This window comes from Propionivibrio pelophilus DSM 12018 (assembly GCF_059569095.1).
This window is the reverse complement of sequence record NZ_JCANUT010000030.1, coordinates 24,984-44,860: the sequence shown is the minus strand read 5'-3', so window position 1 is coordinate 44,860 and position 19,877 is coordinate 24,984. Positions and strand designations below refer to the sequence as shown.

General features: G+C 57.9%; 21 protein-coding genes. 20 read left to right on the top strand and 1 reads right to left on the bottom strand.

Going from position 1 to position 19,877, the window contains the following annotated elements; genetic code table 11:
• Together BO74_RS12910 and yiaK are read left to right on the top strand one after the other, a co-directional pair.
• Nucleotides 1-283: IS3 family transposase (locus tag BO74_RS12910; RefSeq protein ID WP_496442779.1), on the top strand; the 283-nt coding region annotated here is incomplete at its 5' end.
• Between the two features lie 77 nt (nucleotides 284-360).
• Nucleotides 361-1,386, top strand: coding sequence for a 3-dehydro-L-gulonate 2-dehydrogenase (gene yiaK, locus BO74_RS12905; protein WP_496442778.1), 1,026 nt, complete (start codon nucleotides 361-363; stop codon nucleotides 1,384-1,386).
• 15 nt (nucleotides 1,387-1,401) lie between these two features.
• Here yiaK and BO74_RS12900 read toward each other — a convergent pair whose 3' ends face one another.
• On the bottom strand, nucleotides 1,402-2,115 hold the full coding sequence (locus BO74_RS12900) for a GntR family transcriptional regulator (RefSeq protein ID WP_496442777.1): 714 nt from the start codon (nucleotides 2,113-2,115) through the stop codon (nucleotides 1,402-1,404).
• 241 nt (nucleotides 2,116-2,356) lie between these two features.
• Here BO74_RS12900 and nifV point away from each other — a divergent pair, with 241 nt between their 5' ends.
• The 18 genes from nifV to BO74_RS12810 all read left to right on the top strand — a co-directional run bounded on the left by nifV (nucleotide 2,357) and on the right by BO74_RS12810 (nucleotide 19,877).
• The gene (gene nifV / locus BO74_RS12895) at nucleotides 2,357-3,538 is read left to right on the top strand and encodes a homocitrate synthase (RefSeq protein WP_496442776.1); all 1,182 of its coding nucleotides are present in this window, start codon (nucleotides 2,357-2,359) and stop codon (nucleotides 3,536-3,538) included.
• A gap of 12 nt (nucleotides 3,539-3,550) precedes the next feature.
• Entirely contained in the window at nucleotides 3,551-3,862 is a 312-nt protein-coding gene (gene nifW / locus BO74_RS12890; protein ID WP_496442775.1) for a nitrogenase-stabilizing/protective protein NifW, read from the top strand.
• A complete protein-coding gene (locus tag BO74_RS12885) occupies nucleotides 3,856-4,314 on the top strand; it encodes a nitrogen fixation protein NifZ (protein WP_496442774.1) in 459 nt (152 codons plus the stop codon). Before nifW ends, BO74_RS12885 begins: the two co-directional genes overlap by 7 nt.
• Complete coding sequence (nifM, locus tag BO74_RS12880) at nucleotides 4,307-5,146, top strand: nitrogen fixation protein NifM (protein ID WP_496442773.1); 840 nt, start codon at nucleotides 4,307-4,309, stop codon at nucleotides 5,144-5,146. Before BO74_RS12885 ends, nifM begins: the two co-directional genes overlap by 8 nt.
• A gap of 484 nt (nucleotides 5,147-5,630) precedes the next feature.
• Nucleotides 5,631-7,178 (top strand): acyl-CoA carboxylase subunit beta, encoded by a 1,548-nt coding sequence (locus tag BO74_RS12875; RefSeq protein ID WP_496442772.1) that lies wholly within the window; start codon nucleotides 5,631-5,633, stop codon nucleotides 7,176-7,178.
• Nucleotides 7,179-7,370: 192 nt separating this feature from the next.
• Nucleotides 7,371-7,823 (top strand): hypothetical protein, encoded by a 453-nt coding sequence (locus BO74_RS12870; RefSeq protein WP_496442771.1) that lies wholly within the window; start codon nucleotides 7,371-7,373, stop codon nucleotides 7,821-7,823.
• A 37-nt stretch (nucleotides 7,824-7,860) separates the two neighbouring features.
• A complete protein-coding gene (locus BO74_RS12865) occupies nucleotides 7,861-8,250 on the top strand; it encodes a biotin/lipoyl-containing protein (RefSeq protein WP_496442770.1) in 390 nt (129 codons plus the stop codon).
• A gap of 36 nt (nucleotides 8,251-8,286) precedes the next feature.
• Complete coding sequence (locus BO74_RS12860) at nucleotides 8,287-9,417, top strand: sodium ion-translocating decarboxylase subunit beta (RefSeq protein ID WP_496442769.1); 1,131 nt, start codon at nucleotides 8,287-8,289, stop codon at nucleotides 9,415-9,417.
• 275 nt (nucleotides 9,418-9,692) lie between these two features.
• On the top strand, nucleotides 9,693-10,436 hold the full coding sequence (rpsB, locus tag BO74_RS12855; RefSeq protein ID WP_496442768.1) for a 30S ribosomal protein S2: 744 nt from the start codon (nucleotides 9,693-9,695) through the stop codon (nucleotides 10,434-10,436).
• Between the two features lie 87 nt (nucleotides 10,437-10,523).
• The gene (gene tsf / locus BO74_RS12850; protein WP_496442767.1) at nucleotides 10,524-11,420 is read left to right on the top strand and encodes a translation elongation factor Ts; all 897 of its coding nucleotides are present in this window, start codon (nucleotides 10,524-10,526) and stop codon (nucleotides 11,418-11,420) included.
• Nucleotides 11,421-11,444: 24 nt separating this feature from the next.
• Nucleotides 11,445-12,173, top strand: a complete 729-nt coding sequence (pyrH, locus tag BO74_RS12845; protein ID WP_496442766.1) for a UMP kinase — start codon at nucleotides 11,445-11,447, stop codon at nucleotides 12,171-12,173.
• A gap of 10 nt (nucleotides 12,174-12,183) precedes the next feature.
• Nucleotides 12,184-12,744: a ribosome recycling factor gene (gene frr / locus BO74_RS12840; RefSeq protein WP_496442765.1), complete on the top strand. Its 561-nt coding sequence runs from the start codon at nucleotides 12,184-12,186 to the stop codon at nucleotides 12,742-12,744.
• Nucleotides 12,745-12,765: 21 nt separating this feature from the next.
• Nucleotides 12,766-13,578, top strand: a complete 813-nt coding sequence (gene uppS, locus BO74_RS12835; protein ID WP_496442764.1) for a polyprenyl diphosphate synthase — start codon at nucleotides 12,766-12,768, stop codon at nucleotides 13,576-13,578.
• Complete coding sequence (locus BO74_RS12830; protein WP_496442763.1) at nucleotides 13,571-14,413, top strand: phosphatidate cytidylyltransferase; 843 nt, start codon at nucleotides 13,571-13,573, stop codon at nucleotides 14,411-14,413. The genes uppS and BO74_RS12830 overlap by 8 nt, the downstream gene beginning before the upstream one ends.
• Nucleotides 14,414-14,427: 14 nt before the next feature.
• The gene (gene ispC / locus BO74_RS12825; protein ID WP_496442762.1) at nucleotides 14,428-15,615 is read left to right on the top strand and encodes a 1-deoxy-D-xylulose-5-phosphate reductoisomerase; all 1,188 of its coding nucleotides are present in this window, start codon (nucleotides 14,428-14,430) and stop codon (nucleotides 15,613-15,615) included.
• A complete protein-coding gene (gene rseP, locus BO74_RS12820; protein WP_496442761.1) occupies nucleotides 15,612-16,979 on the top strand; it encodes an RIP metalloprotease RseP in 1,368 nt (455 codons plus the stop codon). Before ispC ends, rseP begins: the two co-directional genes overlap by 4 nt.
• Before the next feature lie 4 nt (nucleotides 16,980-16,983).
• Nucleotides 16,984-19,347 (top strand): outer membrane protein assembly factor BamA, encoded by a 2,364-nt coding sequence (gene bamA / locus BO74_RS12815; protein ID WP_496442760.1) that lies wholly within the window; start codon nucleotides 16,984-16,986, stop codon nucleotides 19,345-19,347.
• A gap of 14 nt (nucleotides 19,348-19,361) precedes the next feature.
• Nucleotides 19,362-19,877 carry an OmpH/Skp family outer membrane protein gene (locus tag BO74_RS12810; RefSeq protein WP_442956721.1) on the top strand — a complete coding sequence of 172 codons (516 nt, stop codon included), beginning with the start codon at nucleotides 19,362-19,364 and terminating at the stop codon, nucleotides 19,875-19,877.

Genomic DNA, 19,877 nt, shown 5'->3' with positions numbered 1-19,877 from the left:
CTGCGCCCACGCTTATCGAAAGCAACTGCAACAATTCGGCATGCAAGCTTCCATGAGCCGCAAGGGCAATTGTTGGGACAACGCGCCGATGGAGAGTTTCTGGGGTTCCCTGAAAAACGAGTTGGTGCATCACAGGCGCTTTACTACGCGCACACAGGCCCGGCAGGAAATCACCGAGTACATTGAAATCTTCTACAACCGAATTCGTAAGCAGGCGAGACTGGGCTATCTGTCGCCGGCACAATTCACCCAGCAATACCATGCAAAACAGATAGCCGCTTAACCCGTTGGACTCTACGGTTGACGACCTACCTCACTGGTGATCGGCACATTTGAGCGTTTGAATTCTGGAGAAGACTGATGGCACGCATTCCTTTTGAAACGGTGTACGAAGTGGTCACCGAGGCTTTCGTCCGGGCAGGGATGGATGAGGCAGACGCCCGCACCTGCGCGCGGATCCACACCGAGTCGAGCTGCGACGGGATTTATTCGCACGGCCTGAACCGTGTGGCCCGTTTTGTCGACTATCTCAACCGCGGCTGGGTGGATGCCAAGGCGCGGCCGACGATCGTCAAGGAGCTCGGCGTCATCGAAATCTACGACGGGCATACCGGGCCGGGGATCCTGAACGCGCTGTTTGCCACCGAGCGCGCGATGGCCATTGCCGCACAGCAGGGGGTCGGGATCGTGACGCTGCGCAATACGACCCACTGGATGCGTGGCGGTACGTACGGCTGGCACGCGGCAGACAAGGGATTCGTGGCGGTCAGCTGGACGAATACGGAATCCTGCATGCCCGCCTGGGGCGGGAAGAATGCCCGACTGGGGAACAACCCCTTTGTGATGGCCGTGCCACGCAAGAAGGGGAATATCGTTCTGGACATGGCGATGTCGCAGTATTCCTACGGAAAACTGCAGGTGACGCGCCTCAAAGGAGCCACGCTGCCCTATCCGGGCGGGTTCGACAAGGACGGCAATCTGACGTCCGAGCCGGGGCCGATCGAGCAGTCCATGCGCATCCTGCCGACGGGGTACTGGAAAGGCTCGGGCTTTGCCATTCTCCTCGATACCTTGGCAGCCGTTCTTTCCGAGGGGCTGCCGACCAACCAGATCGATGCGGTCGGGAAAGGCAGTTGCACCGGGTGTTCGCAGGTGTTCATCGTCTTCGACCCGCGTCAGTTCGGTGGCGAAGAATTTACGGACAAAGTGGCGGACAGCGTCGCCGACTACGTTAATTCGTCGATCCCCGCCGAGAACAGCAAGGAAGTCCTTTATCCGGGGCAGTCGACATTGCGCATCCGGGGTGAGCACCGGGCCAATGGCATCGTCGTCGATGACGGCGTCTGGGCCGAGGTCTTGACGCTCGCCGGGCGGTCGGCTGCGTAATCCGACGTTGCTTGATTATTCCTTCTCGAACATCTCCGGGAAGCGCCCGGCGATGTCGGGGAGGGACAGGGTGATCTCCCGCAGGTGGCTGCGCATCGCCGCCGCGGCAATCGTCGGATCACCCGCCTCGATGCCGTCGACGATCCGTTTGTGCTGTTCGATGATCAGCGCGATGGGGGTCGCGGCGTCAAGGCTGATGTAACGGATGCGGTCCATCTGCGCCTTGATGCCTTCGATAACCCGCCAGGCGTGGGCGCGTCCCACGGAGAGGGCGATCGTACGGTGAAATTCCTCGTCGAGCGCGAGGAATTCGTCGTTGTGTCCATGCTCCAGCAAACTCTGCCGGTCGATCAGGGTCCTTAGTTCCTTGATCGCAGAAAGTGGCGCGGATGTCGCGGCTTCGCGAGCCACGGCGATTTCGATCGCTTCGCGGACGAAACGTGCGTCGAGCACGTCGGCGACCGATATCTTGACGACGAAGGTGCCGCGCTGCGGAAGAATGCTCACCAGACGCTCTTCCGCCAGCTTGATGAAGGCCTCGCGCACCGGTTGCCGGCTCGTCTGGTATTGACGGGCGATCTCGGATTCGGAAAGCGCGACGCCCGGGGTGATTTCTCCGCGAATGATGGCGTTGCGTAACTGGCGGTGTACCTGGCTGCTTATCGAGGCAGGTTCGCTTCGCCGGGTGTCAGCAACTGATGCCGAGGGGGCGTTGCGCTCTTCATTCATTCGTATCGATCATGCTGTTCGTTCTGAACGCTTCAAGACTTTTGGAAGAGGCAATTGTAGGGCCATGATGGTGCGGTTGAAACCATACAACCCCGTTTTCGCACTGTCGCATTCGGATCATTTTGTGCGTTTTGCACCAAACCGGCGCGGATTGCAGCCTTGAGGGGTTGTGTAGTTGGCTGAAATATAAGGCTTTTGTTTTCAGGCATTGGAATTGCTTTTGCGGTGACAGGAGGCCGCAATGTCTGAAACTGCACTTACACCGGTTGTCATCAACGATACGACGCTGCGCGATGGCGAACAATCGGCAGGCGTGGCGTTCAGCGTCGAGGAAAAAATCGCCATTGCCCGTCAGCTGGATGCACTTGGCGTCCCGGAGATGGAGATCGGCATCCCGGCCATGGGCGTAGCCGAGTGCGAGAGTATTCGCGCTGTAGCCTCGCTCGGCCTCTCCGCCCGGTTGATGGTCTGGAGCCGGATGAGTGAAGCCGATATCCGGGCATCCTGCAATGTCGGCGTGCATTGCGTCGATATCTCGGTGCCTTCCTCGGACCAGCACCTCGCCTACAAATTGCGCCGCGACCGCGCATGGCTGCTTGGCAACCTCGGTCGCCATGTGGCAAGTGCCCTCGAGCGAGGCGTCGAGGTCTGCATCGGTGCCGAAGATGCTTCGCGCGCCGATCCGGATTTCCTGGCGCAGATTGCCGACGCCGCTCAGCGGGCGGGCGCGCGTCGTATCCGGTTCGCCGATACGCTCGGCGTACTCGATCCCTTCATGGTCGCCGAACGCATCGGCTGGCTGCGTGCGCGGACGGATCTCGAAATTGAGATGCATGCCCATGACGATCTCGGGCTGGCCACGGCTAATACGCTGGCGGCCATCCGGTCCGGTGCGACCCATGTCAATACGACCGTCAACGGGTTGGGCGAGCGAGCGGGTAACGCGCCACTGGAAGAAGTGGTGCTCGGACTGTCGCGTTGTTATGGCATCGACGCCGGGATCAGCCTCGACGGCTTTCTCTCTATTTCCCAACTGGTTGCCAGTGCGTCCGGCCGTCCGGTGGGATGGCAAAAAAGCGTCGTCGGCGAGGGGGTCTTCACCCACGAAGCCGGCGTGCATATCGATGGTCTGCTCAAGCATCCCGACAATTACCAGGGGTTCGATCCACGCATTCTCGGGCGGCAGCATCGCTTCGTGCTCGGCAAGCATTCCGGAAAGAGTGGAGTGCAAGCAGTCTTTGGTGCTTTGGGCGAGGTTGTTGGCGAGGATGAGTCGGACGCGTTGTTGTCGGTCGTCCGAGGGTTTGTCGAGGAGAAAAAACGTCCGCCTTCGACGCAGGATCTGTTGCAGATGCTTAATACCTTGAGAAGCTCTGCGAATCATTCTTGCGTATCTCGTGGGCTGGTTGCTGCTTTTGGTTGATTTGGAGGAGTTATGGAAACCGATTTTCGGCAGGAAATGGAGAGGCTCGAGTCGGCAGAGGAGTTTCTTGAATTCTTCGGAATCGATTTCGACCCAGAGGTCGTCATCGTCGCGCGGTTGCACATATTGCAGCGGTTTCACGACTATCTGCGCAACAGATCCGGCGTGACGTTCGAAGAGTATCGCGCCTGTCTCGCCAGGGCCTACGACGATTTCGTGCATTCGGATGCGTTGACTGAAAAGGTCTTTAGCGTCCATAAGCGCGCGGCCGGCATAGCCACGGTGCCGCTGTCAGCCATCGGGCGAGCGAGGCGCGCATGCTGACGCGGTGGGATCTCGGTGATGAGGTGCGGGTGACCCGCAACCTGCGGAACGATGGAACGTTCGCGGGCGAGGCGATGGGCGCGCTGCTGATTCGCCGGGGTAGCGTCGGCACGGTGATCGATGTCGGAACATTTCTCGGCGCGCAGGTCATTTACACCGTTCATTTTCTGGACGCCGATCGGATGGTCGGCTGCCGCGAAGAAGAGCTGATCGGGGGCGATGAGTCCTGGATTCCGAGCGCGTTTGAAAGTCGCGAAAAGATCGCGGCGGCGCGAATTCTCTCGCTCGGTAACGAAGTGCGCGTTCCCCGCGGATCGTTTGGAGAAATATTGCGCGTGGTGCGCGAGCAAGACGCCATTTGTTATCACGTCCATTTTGATTGTCTGCCGGGCCGCACGCTTGCCGTGCCGGAATCGGCGCTTGCTTCACTGTCGGAGTTGAATCATGCCTGAAGTTAATCCCTACCTTGCGCTCAAGTTGTCTCAGGAACTATTCCACAAACCGCCTGCTTCCCTGGAGCCGTTCGAGCGGAAACGAGTGGATTCGGTCGCGTCCCGTCAACAGCGCATCGAGCAGCGTATTCTGGCTTCTTCCGAAGCGGCTCAGGTCGTGCTTCCGGAATCATCGCTGGCTCAGGCGCTGTCGGAAATCCGTGGGCGCTATGCTTCGGAAGATGAGTTTCTTTCCGATCTGGAAAATTCGGGAATGGATCAGGAGGAACTGATCGACGCGGTCGAGCGCGACCTGAAGTTTGACGCGGTTCTGGACCGCGTGGCCAGCCGGATTGTCGACGTCGGCGAGACCGATATCGAGATCTTTTATTTGATGCACCGGGAACGATTTCGTCGACCGGAGAACCGGACGTTGCGCCATATTCTCGTAACAATCAACGACACGTTGAGGGGAAATGACCGGGCTTCCGCGCGGCGCAGGATCGACAACGTGCGGGCGCGACTGTTGAAATCGCCGCACCGTTTCGCAGAGCTGGCGATGAAATACTCCGAATGCACGACAGCCATGAACGGTGGCATGCTTGGTGCAGTAGAAAAAGGACAGTTGTATTCGGAGCTGGAGCGGACGGCCTTTGCCATGCAGGCCGGCGAGTTGTCGCGTGTGGTCGAATCGCCGATGGGGTTTCACATAATCGATTGTATTTCCATTCAGTCTGAGAGCGAGCAGCCGCTGTCGCTGGTGCGGGAAAAAATCCGCACATACCTGGTTGAGTCGCGTCGCAGGTCGGCACAGAGGGAATGGATTGCCTCGCTCTTCAGAAAGGCTGCGTAGCGGGGAGCGGCGTGATGTTTTCCAGTCGTCGAGACGGTGTTTTCGGCTGCATTTCGAGTCGGATTTTTCGCCCCGCACAGCGCCAAGGGCGTGCCAATTGTGCAACGAATTTCTCTCGTGAATCCGTTTCTCGATTGACTGTGAAGGGTGGGCGCCATAAACTTACGGCTTTGCCGATCGACTTCTTGTACCTCTGAGAATTTGCCCGTGCCGGAATATTTTTTCTTGGCATTGAAGGGTTTTCAGACGTACAAGACATGGTCCGAGGTGTGGACTGAAAGCTTGGTTGCGGGCGTTTTTTTGTCGCGTTTCTTGCTGCTTTTCAGTTGATATGTCGGATTCCCACAATTTAGTTGACGCTAATTCGATGGGATAGTTCCACTCGGCGGCAATAAAGGAATCGTTGGATTTTTCCCCGTATTGTTCGTTTGGGGATTGCGGTTTTTCATAACCTAGAAGCAGGCCAAGGGACTAAGGAGCGTTTATGGCAATACGCAAGGAACTACTAGATGAGTTGAACGAGCGTCGCAAAGCAGTAAGTCTTGGTGGCGGCGCCGATAAACTCGCGAAGCGTCATCAAAAAGGGCAGCTGACCGCACGTGAGCGGATCGAAGGTCTTTATGACAAGGAGTCCTTCCAGGAGTCCGGGGCGCACGTCAATCACCAGACCGCTGAGTTGAAGGGGAAAGTCCTTCCGGGCGACGGTGTGATTACCGGTCTCGGTCAGATCGATGGCCGTCCTGTTGCAGCGTTCTCGCAGGATTTCACCGTTTCCGGTGGATCGCTGGGCCGCATGCACGCCAAGAAGATTTGCGACATGATGGATACGGCAGCGAACCTCGGGGTTCCGGTCGTCGCCATCAACGACTCCGGCGGTGCGCGTATTCAGGAAGCTGTTCACTCGCTGTCCGGTTACGGCCAGGTTTTCTATCGTAACGTCGAGTTGTCGGGTCTGGTTCCGCAGATCGCCATCATCGCGGGGCCGTGTGCCGGCGGTGCGGCGTATAGCCCTGCACTGATGGACTTCCTGATCATGACGCGCAAGAACTCGCAGATGTTCATCTGCGGTCCAGACGTCATCAAGGCCGCTACCGGCCAGGAAGCGCCGATCGAAATGTTCGGTACGGCGGAAGCGCACGCTTCGGTCAGCGGCAACATCCACTTCATTGCCGAAGACGACAAGCACGCCCTGGAGATTGCACGCAAGTTGCTGTCGTATCTCCCGTCGAACAACCTGCAGGATCCGCCGCACCATATTCCGACGTCTATCGCCAAGGTGCAGGACGAGGGAATGAACGATCTGGTGCCGGAAGGCGTCAAGTCGGCGCTCGATGCCTATAAGGTCATCGCCCGTCTGGTTGACGGTGGTGACTTCTTCGAAGTCATGCGCGAGTTCGCCAAGAGTCTGGTGGTCGGCTTTGCGCGGATCGAAGGCATGGTCGTCGGTATTCTTGCCAACCAGCCGACTTTCAAGGCCGGTGTCCTTGACGTCGATTCGTCGGACAAGGGAGCGCGTTTCATCCGCTTCTGCAACGCGTTCAATATCCCGATCGTCAACCTCGTCAACGTGCCTGGCTTCATGCCCGGTCTGGCGCAGGAGCGCGGCGGTATCATCCGCCACGGTGCGAAGTTGCTCTTCGCTTACTCCGCCGCCACCGTGCCGAAGATTACGATGATTCTTGGCAAGTCCTACGGCGGTGCCTATCTGGCAATGTGCTCGAAGGACCTCGGTGCTGATTTTGTCTACGCTTGGCCGACTGCCGAAATTGCCGTTATGGGGGCGGAAGGTGCCGTTCGCGTCATCTACAAGAAGGAAATCGACGCGGCGGAGGACAAGAAAGCCAAGGAAGCCGAACTGATCGCCAAGTACCGCAAGGAGTTTGCCTCGCCGTATCAGGCAGCGGAAAACGGAATGATCAACGACGTCATCGCGCCGTCCGAAACACGTTCGACGATCGCCTTGGCGCTGCGTCTGTCGCTGACCAAGCGGGTGACGCGTCCGCCGAAGAAGCACGGTCTGATTCCGCTGTAAGGAAAACGCCGAAGCTGAGAGCTGCATGTTCCGGGCGTCACGTGCCGGAGTGGCAGTTCTCACGCTTGAGGATGTGGCACAAACCCTTGTTTCACGAATTTCATTAACGGGAATCTACCTACCATGAGTTCTTCGCAATCAAACGTCCTGGTACTTGCCAGCGCAGAAGGCGCGGCGGCAGCCCAGCCCGGCGTGGCCCAGCAGACCGTTGCGACCACGCAGGCACCCGCCAAAAAGGGAGGCTTCTCCGAAAAGCCGACGATGGGAGAGATCATCGAATTCCAGGCGACGGGGCTGCTGGTGGTCTTCGCTGTCCTTGGCTCGATTACGCTTCTTACTTTGTTGCTGTCCTGGTGTCTGAAGACTTTCGTGCCGAGCCAGTATTACGGCAAGGCCATGCCGGCGGCCGCCAAGGCGGCGCCAACTCCGGCCCCGAAGCCGGCTGCAGCAGCGACTGCGGCAAAGGCGCCGGCGGCGGTTTCTGGCGGTCTTAGTCAGGAAAAAATTCTCGTATTGCTGACGGCCGCGGCGCACGAGGTGTTCGGTTCATCGGCTTCCGTCGTTTCGTTCCGTCCCACAGGGAGTTCGGATGCGCTCTGGTCGATCCACGGGAGGGCCGCCCATCACTCTTCGCACAAAATTTGAGTAGTTACTCCGATTTCAGTCAAAAGGAAAATCAATCATGAAAAAGCTCAGAATCACGCTGGAAGGCAAAACCTACGACGTTTGTGTTGAAGTCGCTGATGGCGGCGCTGCTCCGGTAGCCGCTCCTGCGGCCGCGGCGCCCGCGCCGGCCCCTGTGGCTGCGGCGCCCGTCGCAGCCCCCGCTCCCGCACCCGTCGCTGCCGCGCCCGTCGCTGCAGGCGCCGGTGCAGTGGTCTGCCCGATGCCCGGAACCGTGTTCAAGATCCGCGTTGCCGTGGGTGACCAGGTTGCCGCCGATCAGGAACTCGTCGTGCTCGAAGCCATGAAGATGGAATCGCCGATCTATGCGCCTGCAGCGGGAACCGTGTCCGCGATCCTGGTCAAGGAAGGTGATGCCGTTTCCGAAGGGCAGGTCTTTTTTTTTTAGGTCGCCATGACTGGGATTTTTGAACAATTCTGGATCATGATGACCACCACCACCGGGTTCTCGCAGATTACCGGTGGAATGGTCATGATGTGGGCGGTTTGCGCCGTCCTCTTCTATTGCGCCATCGTCAAGCAGTATGAGCCGTTGCTGTTGTTGCCGATCACCTTTGGTGCGCTGCTGGCCAACATCCCGACCATGGGGGTGTTGAACGAGCCGTTCGTCGATAACCTGGTGCACGTTCCGGGTGGGTTGTATTACTACATCTCGCAAGGGATTCACCTGGAACTCTTCCCGCCGATCATCTTCCTCGGCGTGGGGGCACTGACCGACTTCGGCCCGCTGATCGCCAATCCGCGTACCCTGTTCCTCGGTGCGGCGGCTCAGCTCGGCATTTTTGCCACGATGTTCGTTGCGGTCGCTACCGGGGTGTTTACGCCGGGTGAGGGCGCCTCCATCGGGATCATTGGTGGCGCTGACGGTCCGACCTCAATCTTCACGGCGAACAAGCTGGCGGCCCACCTGATTGGCCCGATCGCGGTGGCGGCGTACACCTACATGTCGCTGGTGCCGTTGATTCAGCCGCCGATCATGACCGCGCTGACCACCGATGCCGAGCGGAAGATCCGCATGAAGACGCTCCGCCCGGTGGGCAAGCTCGAGCGGATCCTGTTCGCCATCGTGGTCATGGTGATCGTGTGTCTGGTGGTTCCGCCGGCGTCGCCGCTGATCGCCATGCTGATGCTCGGCAACATCATGCGCGAATCGGGTGTCGTCGAGCGTCTGACCAAGGCCTCCCAGAACGAAATCATCAACATCGTGACGATTTTCCTGGGTACGTCGGTGGGTCTGACCATGGACGCGGCGAACTTCCTCAGTCCGAAAACGCTGATGATCATCTGTATCGGCGTGGTGGCGTTTGCCGTGTCTACGGCGGGTGGGGTGTTGCTGGCCAAGCTGATGAACAAGCTGTCGCCGAACAACCCGATCAACCCGCTGATCGGTTCTGCGGGGGTTTCCGCCGTGCCGATGGCAGCGCGCGTCTCGCAGGTGGTTGGTGCCAAGTACGACAAGGGCAACTTCCTGCTGATGCATGCGATGGGGCCGAACGTTGCCGGGGTTATCGGAACGGCGGTCTGCGCAGGCTACTTCATCTCCCGGTTGGGCTGATCCAGCGCTTATCCGTTACAGAAACAGGCTCCACCGTTTTGCGGTGGGGCCTGTTTTTCATGGTAACGGCGCAACGGTACTCCATTCCATGTTTGTTGAATTCCCCGGTGTGTAGTAAAATCCCGCGTCCTGCAACTTGTTATGTTGCAGGACGCGGTAGGTCGATAGCGATGTTCGATCGAGTCTGCCAAATCCTCACATTCGCCTATTCAAGGGTGCCCGGATCGGGCGTAGGTTGGCGAGTGGTGGTTTAACCCTTAAAGGAAGATAAATTCATGTCCGTGACAATGCGTCAAATGCTGGAAGCGGGTGTCCATTTCGGGCACCAGACTCGCTTCTGGAACCCCAAGATGGCTCCGTACATTTTTGGTGCCCGGAGCAAGATCCATATCGTCAATCTTGAAAAGACCCTTGCGAAGTACAACGAAGCCATGGCTTTCGTGCGCAAGCTGGCGTCGAACAAGGGGACGATCCTTTTTGTCGGGACGAAGCGTCAGTCCCGCGAAATCATTGCCGAAGAGGCGTCGCGTTGTGACTCGCCGTTCGTCGATCAGCGCTGGCTGGGCGGGATGCTGACCAACTTCAAGACGGTCAAGCAGTCGACCAAGCGTCTCAAGGAAATGGAAGCCATGGTCGAGGATGGTTCGCTCGAGAAGCTTGGCAAGAAAGAGGCGTTGATGGTTCAACGGGAACTCGTCAAGCTCGAGAAGTCGATCGGCGGTATCAAGGATATGAACAATTTGCCTGACGCGCTTTTTGTCATCGACGTCGGGTATCACAAGATTGCCATCACCGAAGCCAACAAGCTGGGCATCCCGGTTGTTGCCGTGGTCGATACCAACCACAATCCGGAAGGCATCGATTACGTTATCCCCGGAAACGACGATTCGTCGAGCGCTATCCGTCTTTACGCACGTGGTGTCGCAGACGCGATCCTCGAAGGCCGTAGTCAATTCGTCGAGGACATCATCGCTGCGACATCGGATGACGAGTTTATCGAGGAATCCGATTCGGAGTAGACCTCCTTCTGATTGAGGGAATTCGATATTTTGTTGAGACAAGGTGCGGCCGGGGTTCCGGCCGTGCCCGCAAGTGGAGATAGAAAAATGGCGGCAATTACCGCAAGCATGGTGGCAGAACTGCGCGCAAAGACCGATGCGCCGATGATGGAGTGCAAGAAAGCCTTGACCGAAGCCGATGGGGACTTGGGCAAGGCGGAAGAACTTCTCCGCGTGAAGTTGGGAAACAAGGCAACCAAGGCCGCTGCCCGGATTACTGCAGAAGGGTTGGTGGCGGTCAGCATTTCGCCGGACGGCAAACTCGGCTCGATTGTCGAAGTCAATTGCGAAACGGATTTCGTTGCCAAGAACGACGAATTCATCGCCCTGACGAAGGCTTGTGCTGATCTCGTGTCGGCCCAGAATCCGGCTGACGTGGCTGCGCTGTCGGCGCTGCCCTGTGGTGAGGGAACCGTCGAATCGACCCGTACCGCGCTGGTTGGCAAAATTGGCGAGAACATGTCGGTTCGTCGTTTCGTGCGCGTCGAGGCTCAAGGGAAGCTCGTTTCGTATGTGCACGGTGGCTCGAAGATCGCTGTACTGCTTGATCTCGTTGGTGGCGATGAGCAACTCGGCAAGGATCTGGCCATGCACATCGCGGCTTCCAAGCCGAAGGCGTTGAACGCAGCAGGTGTTCCCGCCGAGTTGCTGGATACCGAGCGTCGCATCGCGATCGAAAAGGCGCGTGCGGACAACAAGCCGGAAGCCATGCTGGAGAAAATCGCCGAGGGTACCGTTCAGAAGTATCTGAAGGATGTGACTCTGCTTGCTCAGGTTTTCGTGAAAGCGGAAGACGGAAAACAAACGGTGGAGCAGTTGCTCAAGGCCAAGGGCGCATCGGTTGCAGGCTTTACGCTGTATGTGGTCGGCGAGGGGCTTGAAAAGCGCTCCAACGATTTCGCCGCCGAGGTCGCTGCGCAAGCGGCTGCAGCGGCCAAGAACTAACCGACTGTTACTAGAAACGCCGACATGACCGATACCACCGAAACCCCCAAGTTCAGACGGATTCTTCTCAAGTTGTCCGGCGAAGCATTGATGGGCAATGATTCCTACGGAATCAACCGTCAAACCATTTCCGAGATCGTTGCTGAGGTAAAGAGCGTTGTCGATCTGGGAGTTCAGGTGGGTGTCGTCATCGGCGGCGGCAATATTTTCCGTGGCGTCGCCCCCGCGGCGAACGGCATGGATCGGGCGCAGGCCGACTACATGGGAATGTTGGCGACGGTAATGAACGGTCTGGCCTTGCAGGATGCCATGCGCGTTGCCGGCATGGTTGCGCGGGTTCAGTCGGCGTTCAATATCGAGCAGGTTGTGGAACCTTATATTCGCGGGCGCGCCATTCGTTACCTGGAACAGGGGCGTACGGTGATTTTTGCAGGTGGTACCGGTAATCCGTTCTTCACCACTGATACGGCGGCTGCTTTGCGTGGTGCGGAAATCGGAGCAGAGATCGTTCTGAAGGCGACCAAGGTCGACGGGATTTATACGGCCGATCCGAAAAAGGATCCGGCTGCAACGCGCTTCGACCGGATTACTTTCGACGAAGCGATTTCGCGTAATCTCGCGGTGATGGATACAACCGCATTCGCCTTGTGTCGGGATCGCCAGTTGCCGATCAATGTGTTCTCGATTTTCAAGGCCGGTGCGCTGAAGCGTGTCGTTCTTGGTGAGAACGAAGGTACGTTGGTGTATTGCTGAGGAGAATGGAATGTCGATTGCCGATGTGAAAAAGAATGCCGAGCACAAAATGCAGAAGTCGCTGGAGGCGCTTCGCGTGGACCTGACGAAGATCCGGACTGGTCGTGCGCACATTGGCCTGCTCGACCACGTGCAAGTTGATTATTACGGTTCGATGGTTCCGGTGAATACGGTGGCCAATATCACCGTCTTGGACCCGAGAACGTTGGGTGTCCAGCCTTGGGAAAAAGGCATGGCGCAGAAGGTCGAAAAAGCGATCCGTGACTCCGACCTGGGGTTGAATCCCTCGTCGCAGGGGGATCTGATCCGAGTTCCGATGCCGGCGCTTACCGAGGAGCGTCGTCGCGACCTCATCAAGGTCGTCAAGCAGGAATGTGAAGGGGCTCGCGTCGCAATGCGTAACCTGCGGCGGGACGCGAACGCGACGCTGAAGGATCTGCTCAAGAAAAAAGAGTGTTCCGAAGACGAAGAGCGCCGTGCGCAGGATGAGATCCAGAAGCTGACGGATAAGTTTGTCGCGGAAGTGGACAAACTCTTCGCGCATAAAGAAACCGAATTGATGGCCATCTAGGCGGCCGGAGGAATTCGGCTGATGGGGGTTTTCTCCAGTTCTACGAGGATTGTGCCGAACATTTTCGATGTTCCTCGGCACATCGCGATCATCATGGACGGCAATGGGCGGTGGGCGAAAAAGCGCTTTCTCCCGCGCTTTGCCGGCCACACCAAAGGCGTCGAGACGGTTCGCGAAGTCGTCAGGCTTTGCCTTGACAACCACATAGAGTACCTCACCCTTTTTGCCTTCAGCTCGGAGAACTGGCGCCGTCCTCCCGAGGAGGTCGGTCTGCTCATGCAATTGTTCGTCCGTGCCTTGCGGGGTGAGGTGTCCAAGCTTGCACGGAATGGTGTTCGCTTGAGAGTCATCGGCGATCTCTCGCGGTTTGATCCGGAATTGCAGGAATTGATCCGCGTATCCGAGGCGCAGACCGCCGGATGTGACAAGTTGACGCTGACCATCGCCGCCAATTACGGAGGGCGCTGGGATATCCTTCAAGCCGTGAATCGTCTTGCTGAAAGCCAGCCGGAAGAGGCTGGAAAGTGGGAGGAAGAGGATCTGGCACCCTATCTCGCGATGAGCTACGCACCGGAGCCGGACTTGTTCATACGTACCGGAGGGGAGGAGCGGATCAGCAACTTCCTCCTCTGGCAGTTGGCCTACGCCGAGTTGTATTTCACCGATACTCTCTGGCCTGAATTCGGGAAGGCCTCCTTTGACAAGGCGCTGTCGTCATTCAGATCGCGCGAGCGTCGGTTCGGCCGTACCAGCGAGCAACTGAGCGCTGCAACGGATGCGGCTGATCATCCTGCTGGCGCGGGAAGCCCCGGGAAAGTAAAGACCGATGCTTAAAGCGCGGATAATCACCGCGATCGTGCTGCTTGGCGTTTTCCTCGGGGCACTGTTCTATTTGCCGCCCACTGGATGGTTGTTGGGCACGGCCCTGGTTTCCGGTATGGCCTTCTGGGAGTGGGGCGCGCTGATGAGGCGCCCCCCGGGGGAGCGCGTGATTAGCGCTGCGGTCGCTTTCGCGATTTGTTTAGCCCTTGGGTTGCTGTTCCCCTCGGTGTTTGTTGCCGAGCTGGCGGGGCAGAATGCCGCTGTGGTACAGGCAGTCGGACGCTGGTTTTATTGGCCGGCGGCGGTGTTCTGGTTGTTGGTCGTACCCGTCTGGTTGAATCGACGTTGGCCGTTGTCCAATCGCCTGCTCGGCTATGCGACGGGTGTTTTGGTGATCTTTCCTTTCTGGGCGGCGCTGACGCAATTACGTCAGTTCGGTGGTCTGTGGCTGCTCTCTGTCATGGTTGTGGTCTGGTTGGCCGATACTGGCGCCTACTTTACCGGTAGGGCTTTCGGTCGGCATAAGCTGGCGCCAGCCATCAGCCCTGGTAAAACATGGGAAGGTGCCGTGGGTGGCGGCGCGGCAGTTGTTCTCTATGGCATCTATATGCCATCGATACTGCCGGGCGCATTGGCTGGCAGTTTGCCGTTGCTTGTGGCATCGCTGATTCTGTTGGCCGCCACCAGTATCGTGGGTGACCTGTTCGAGTCGTTGCTCAAGCGCCAAGCCGGATTGAAAGATAGTAGCAACTTGCTTCCAGGCCATGGCGGGGTGCTGGACAGGATCGACAGTCTTACTTCAACGTTGCCGCTCGTCGCGCTGATCTGGTTCAACGTCAGCTTTTAATTGCGAGGTCGCCGATGGTTCAGAAGATTACGGTTCTCGGCTCGACGGGGTCGATCGGTGTCAATACACTCGACGTCATTCGGCGGCATCCGGGGCGTTATGAGGTGGTGGCGCTTTGCGCTCACCGCCAGGTCGACCGATTGTTCGAACAGTGCCTGGAATTTCGCCCCCGTTATGCGGTTGTTCGCGATGAGTCACTGGCGAACGTTTTGCGCGACCGACTCGAAGCGTTGTCGTGTCCGACCCGTGTGGAGTTCGGTCCGGACGCCCTCGTTCGCATGGCCGAACTACCCGAGATCGATACGGTCATGGCCGCAATTGTCGGTGCGGCCGGTTTGCCGTCGACGCTGGCAGCGGCGGTTGCCGGCAAGCGGATTCTTCTGGCTAACAAGGAAGCGCTGGTCATGGCCGGGCCCGTCTTCATGCGCTCGGTTCGTGAGCATGGCGCCGTCCTGTTGCCGATCGACAGCGAGCACAATGCCATTTTTCAGTCGCTTCCCGCCAATTATTCCGGTAGGCCGGGCGAGTGCGGTGTCGAGGGAATCCTGCTGACGGCGTCCGGCGGACCATTCCGCAATGCGGCACCTGGTGACCTCGATGTCGTGACCCCCGATCAGGCTTGTGCGCACCCCAACTGGAGCATGGGGCGGAAAATATCGATCGATTCCGCGACGATGATGAACAAGGGGTTGGAAATGATCGAGGCGCACTGGTTGTTCGGTGTGCCGGCGAGCAGGATTCAGGTTGTTATTCATCCTCAGAGCGTGATTCATTCTCTGGTGCAATATATCGACGGTTCGGTTCTGGCGGAATTGGGCAATCCGGACATGCGCACGCCGATAGCACATGCGTTGGCCTATCCGGAGCGGATTGACGCCGGCGTGAAGCCGCTCGACCTGTTTGAAATCGCCTCCTTGCATTTTGAACGTCCTGATTTCGAACGATTCCCGTGTCTTGGACTCGCCTATCGTGCTCTCGAGGTCGGTCAGAATTGCCCCGCGACGTTGAACGCCGCCAATGAGATCGCCGTCGAGGCATTTCTCGACCGCAAGATTCGTTTCACGGACATCGCACGGGTGATTTCGGAAACACTCGAAGCGGCCCCGGTGATGCCGCTGAATACGCTTGATGACGTTCTTGCCTCCGATGCGCTGGCGAGAGCCAAGTCAACAGGGATCGTCGAGCGACTGCTCGGAAGATGAACGGTTTCCTCTTTTATCTGATGGCCTTTGCCCTGTTGTTGGGGGCTTTGATCGTCGTGCATGAATTGGGACATTACCTCGTCGCCCGTTGGGCAGGGGTCAAGGTGCTGCGGTTCTCCATCGGATTTGGTCGCCCCATTGTGATCAGACGATTTGGAAAAGATCGAACCGAGTGGTCCATCGGTCTGTTTCCCCTTGGTGGTTACGTCAGAATGCTTGACGAAAGCGAGGGCGAGGTTCCCGCTCACGAGGTGCATCGCAGTTTCAATCGACAGAGCGTCGGGAAACGCATGGCGATCGTCGCCGCTGGGCCGTTGGCCAATCTGCTTCTCGCCGTCATCGTCTACTGGGGCCTGTTCATCGTCGGCGTCGAAGAACTCAGGCCGGTGTTGGGGGCGCCCGTGGCAACCAGTGCGGCGGCGCACGCGGGGGTGGAGAACGGTGATCGCGTTATGAAGGTCGGTGGTGAGCCGATTGAGACGTGGTCGCAGATGCGCTGGCTACTGTTGAAGTCGGCGGTGACGCATGATGCCATCGATCTTGAAGTGATCAACTCACGTAGCGAAATCAACTGGCGTCGCATCGATTTGTCGGCCGCACGGGGTGCCGAAGGTGACGATCCGATTGCCCGGCTCGGAATCCGGTTTTTTCAACCCGTTATTCGCCCTGTCGTGGGGAGCGTCAGTCCGGGAAGTCCTGCTGAATCAGCCGGCCTCCTGGCGGGAGATGAGATAACCGGGGTCAATGGAAAATCGATCGAATCGTGGAGGGATTTCGTCCAGGTGATTCGGTTATCGGCAAATGTCCCGCTGCAACTCGAAGTGCTGCGCGGGGAGCAGTACAAGACGCTGGCCATCACCCCCCGAGAGATGCTGGATGACAAGGGCGAAAAAATCGGGCGGATCGGAGGGGCGGTGCGCGACGATGGCGGGGATAGGGCAGCTCTCTTTGTGACGGTGCGCCATGGCTTCATTCCGGCACTGGGAAAAGCAATAACCGAAACCTGGGATCAGTCGGTGTTCAGCCTTCGGATGATGGCGAAGATGGTGACGGGTTCTTTGTCGCTGAAGAACATCAGCGGGCCGGTGACCATTGCTGACTATGCCGGGAAGTCCGCCAAGCTCGGTGTCGGCCCGTATCTCAAGTTTCTGGCACTTGTCAGCATCAGCCTGGCAATCCTCAATTTGCTACCCATTCCGGTTCTGGATGGGGGGCATTTGCTGTATTATCTCGCGGAATTCATACGGGGCAGACCCTTGCCGGAGCAATGCATGGTGATCGGCCAAAAGGTCGGATTGGCTTTGCTTCTGATGCTCATGGCGTTTGCCTTCTACAATGACCTGACTCGATTGATCCCCGGTTGACTCCATGAAGAGAAATCTGATCGTTGGTGCGATCGCAGCACTTTTCGTTAACGCCGCCTGCGCGCTGGAACCATTTACCGTCAAGGATATCCGGGTCGAAGGGATACAGCGCACCGAGGCCGGTACCGTATTCAGCTATCTGCCCGTCAAGGTCGGCGACACGATGACGGACGAAAAGGCGGCGCAAGCGATCAAATCGCTGTTTGCCACCGGCTTCTTCAAGGACGTGCGCATCGAAATTGACGGGGCCGTTGTGGTGGTCGTGGTCGAAGAGCGTCCGGCCATTGCGCAGATCGATTTCGTCGGACTCAAGGAGTTCGACAAGGACCAGTTGATCAAGGGGCTGAAAGAGGCGGGGTTCGCGATGTCCCGCTCTTTCGACCGAGGAATGCTTGAGCGCGCCGAGCAGGAACTGAAGCGCCAGTATCTCACCCGCGGCAAGTACTCGATGACCGTGACGACCACGGTCACCCCCCTTGAGCGGAATCGGGTTGCGATCAACTTCAACATCGACGAGGGCGACGCGGCGTCGATCAAGCAGATCAACATCGTCGGCGCGAGCGCGTTCAGGGAAAAGGAGTTGCTCGACCTTTTCCAGTTGCAGACACCGAACTGGATCAGTTGGTATACGAAAAACGATCAGTATTCCAAGCAGAAGTTGTCTGCTGACCTTGAATCGTTGCGCTCTCACTACCTGAACCGCGGTTTTCTCGATTTCAATATCGAGTCGACGCAGGTCTCGATCAGTCCGGATAAAAAGAACATCTACATCACGGTCAGTGTTTCCGAAGGCGAGCGCTATATCGTCTCGTCGGTCAAGTTGGCCGGTGACCTGATTCTTCCGGAGGAGGACTTCCGGAAGGCGATGCAGATCAAGGCCGGCGATGTGTTTTCCCGTGAAAATCTCAATCAGAGCACGAAGGCGATCAGCGAGAAACTTTCCGCGAAGGGTTACGCGTTTGCCAACGTGAATGCCGCGCCGGAAGTGGATAAGGAAAAGCGTCAGGTCGCCTTCACGGTTTTTGTCGACCCGGGCAAGCGGGTTTACGTTCGCCGGATCAATATCGGCGGCAATACCAAGACGCGTGACGAAGTGGTCCGCCAGGAAAGTCGTCAGATGGAAGGTGCGTGGTATGACGACGACAAGGTCAAGCTGAGCAAGCAGCGGATCGACAAGACCGATTATTTCTCCGAAGTGACGGTCGAAACGTTGCCGGTTCCGGGGACGACCGACCAGGTCGATGTCAATTACAACGTCACCGAGAAGTCGACCGGTAACATCACGCTGGGCGCAGGCTACTCCCAGTCGGAAAAGGTCATCCTTTCAGGATCCATCTCGCAGGCGAACATCTTCGGCAGTGGAAAGTACGTCTCGCTTCAGGTCGGCACCGGTAAAGTCAATCGCGCAATCGGTCTGAGTTTCAACAACCCGTATTTCACCGTTGATGGCGTAAGTCAGGGGTTCGATGTCTATCACCGGAGGAGCGATCCCACGTCCCTCGGTTACGTCTATACGACTGAATCGACGGGGGGCGGAGTAAAGTTCGGGATTCCGATTGCCGAAAGGCAGTCGATCAATTTTGGCGCGGCGATTGACTACACCAAGGTTGAGATTGATCCGACGGAGGCTTATCCTGCTAAAGAGGAAGATAGGATAACGCCTCTGCAATACGTCCGGTTCATGGAAAAATTCTGCGGTGAGGGTGCTACAACTTGCGGCAATCTTTCCATTCCGCTGACCGTGGGGTGGGTTCGTGACGGGAAGGACAGTGCGATCAGTCCGACCAAGGGGAGCTATCAGCGCGCAACGTTCGAAGTCAGTCCGGCTGGCGACTTGCGCTATTACAAGGCGACGTTGCAAAGTCAGCATTTTTTCCCGGTCACCAAGGACATGACGCTCATGTTGAACGGTGAACTGGGGTATGCGAAGGGGCTGGGCGGTCAGGATGTCGCCTTCTTCAAGAACTTCTATGCTGGTGGTACGGGCTCCGTTAGAGGCTGGGATTCCGCCAGTCTTGGACCGTACGAGATCGATCCGACCGATGGCGATGAAGTACGCTTGGGGGGTACCAGGCGAGTCATCTTTAACGCCGAACTCATGATGCCCTTGCCGGGGTTCGGGAAGGATAGATCGATGCGTTTCGGTCCGTTCTTCGATGCGGGCCAGGTGTATTCAGATGTGGCCAGTAGTTATTCAACTGCGGATTCAAAAGTATACGACAGCGGTCCGATCCGGATGTCGGTCGGGGTGGCCGCTTCCTGGCTGTCCCCTGTCGGGCCGCTCAAGTTCAGCTTTGCCCAGCCGCTGAACAAGCAGGATGGTGATAATATTCAGCGCTTCCAGTTCCAGCTGGGAACGACGTTTTAATTAGGAGAATCAGTTTGAAAACGAAACTGGCTGCTGTTTTGACAGCGCTCATGGTGGCGCTGCCGGTGTCGCAAGTATCGGCGAACGAGGGGGTGAAAATCGGCTACGTCAATACGCAGCGGATTTTCCGTGACGCACCGGCTGCCGTGAAAGCGGCCAAGAAGATCGAAGCCGAATTCTCGCGGCGCGACCAGGAACTTCAGGGCATGGCGAAGCAGTTGCAGGGCATGCAACAATCGCTGGAGAAGAATTCGCTGACCATGACGGAATCCGATCGGCGCGCCAAGGAGAAGGAGCTGAACGAACTGTCGCGCGAATTCCAGCGCAAGCAGCGCGAGTTCCGTGAAGATCTCAACCTCCGTCAGAACGAGGAAAACGCGGCGATCATCGAGAAGGCCAACAAGGCGATCAAGCAACTGGCCGAAACCGAGAAGTACGATCTGATCGTCCAGGATGTCGTGTGGGCGAGCCCGCGGCTCGATATCACCGAAAAGATCATCAAAGCCCTGGCAACCGAAAACGGCAAGTAA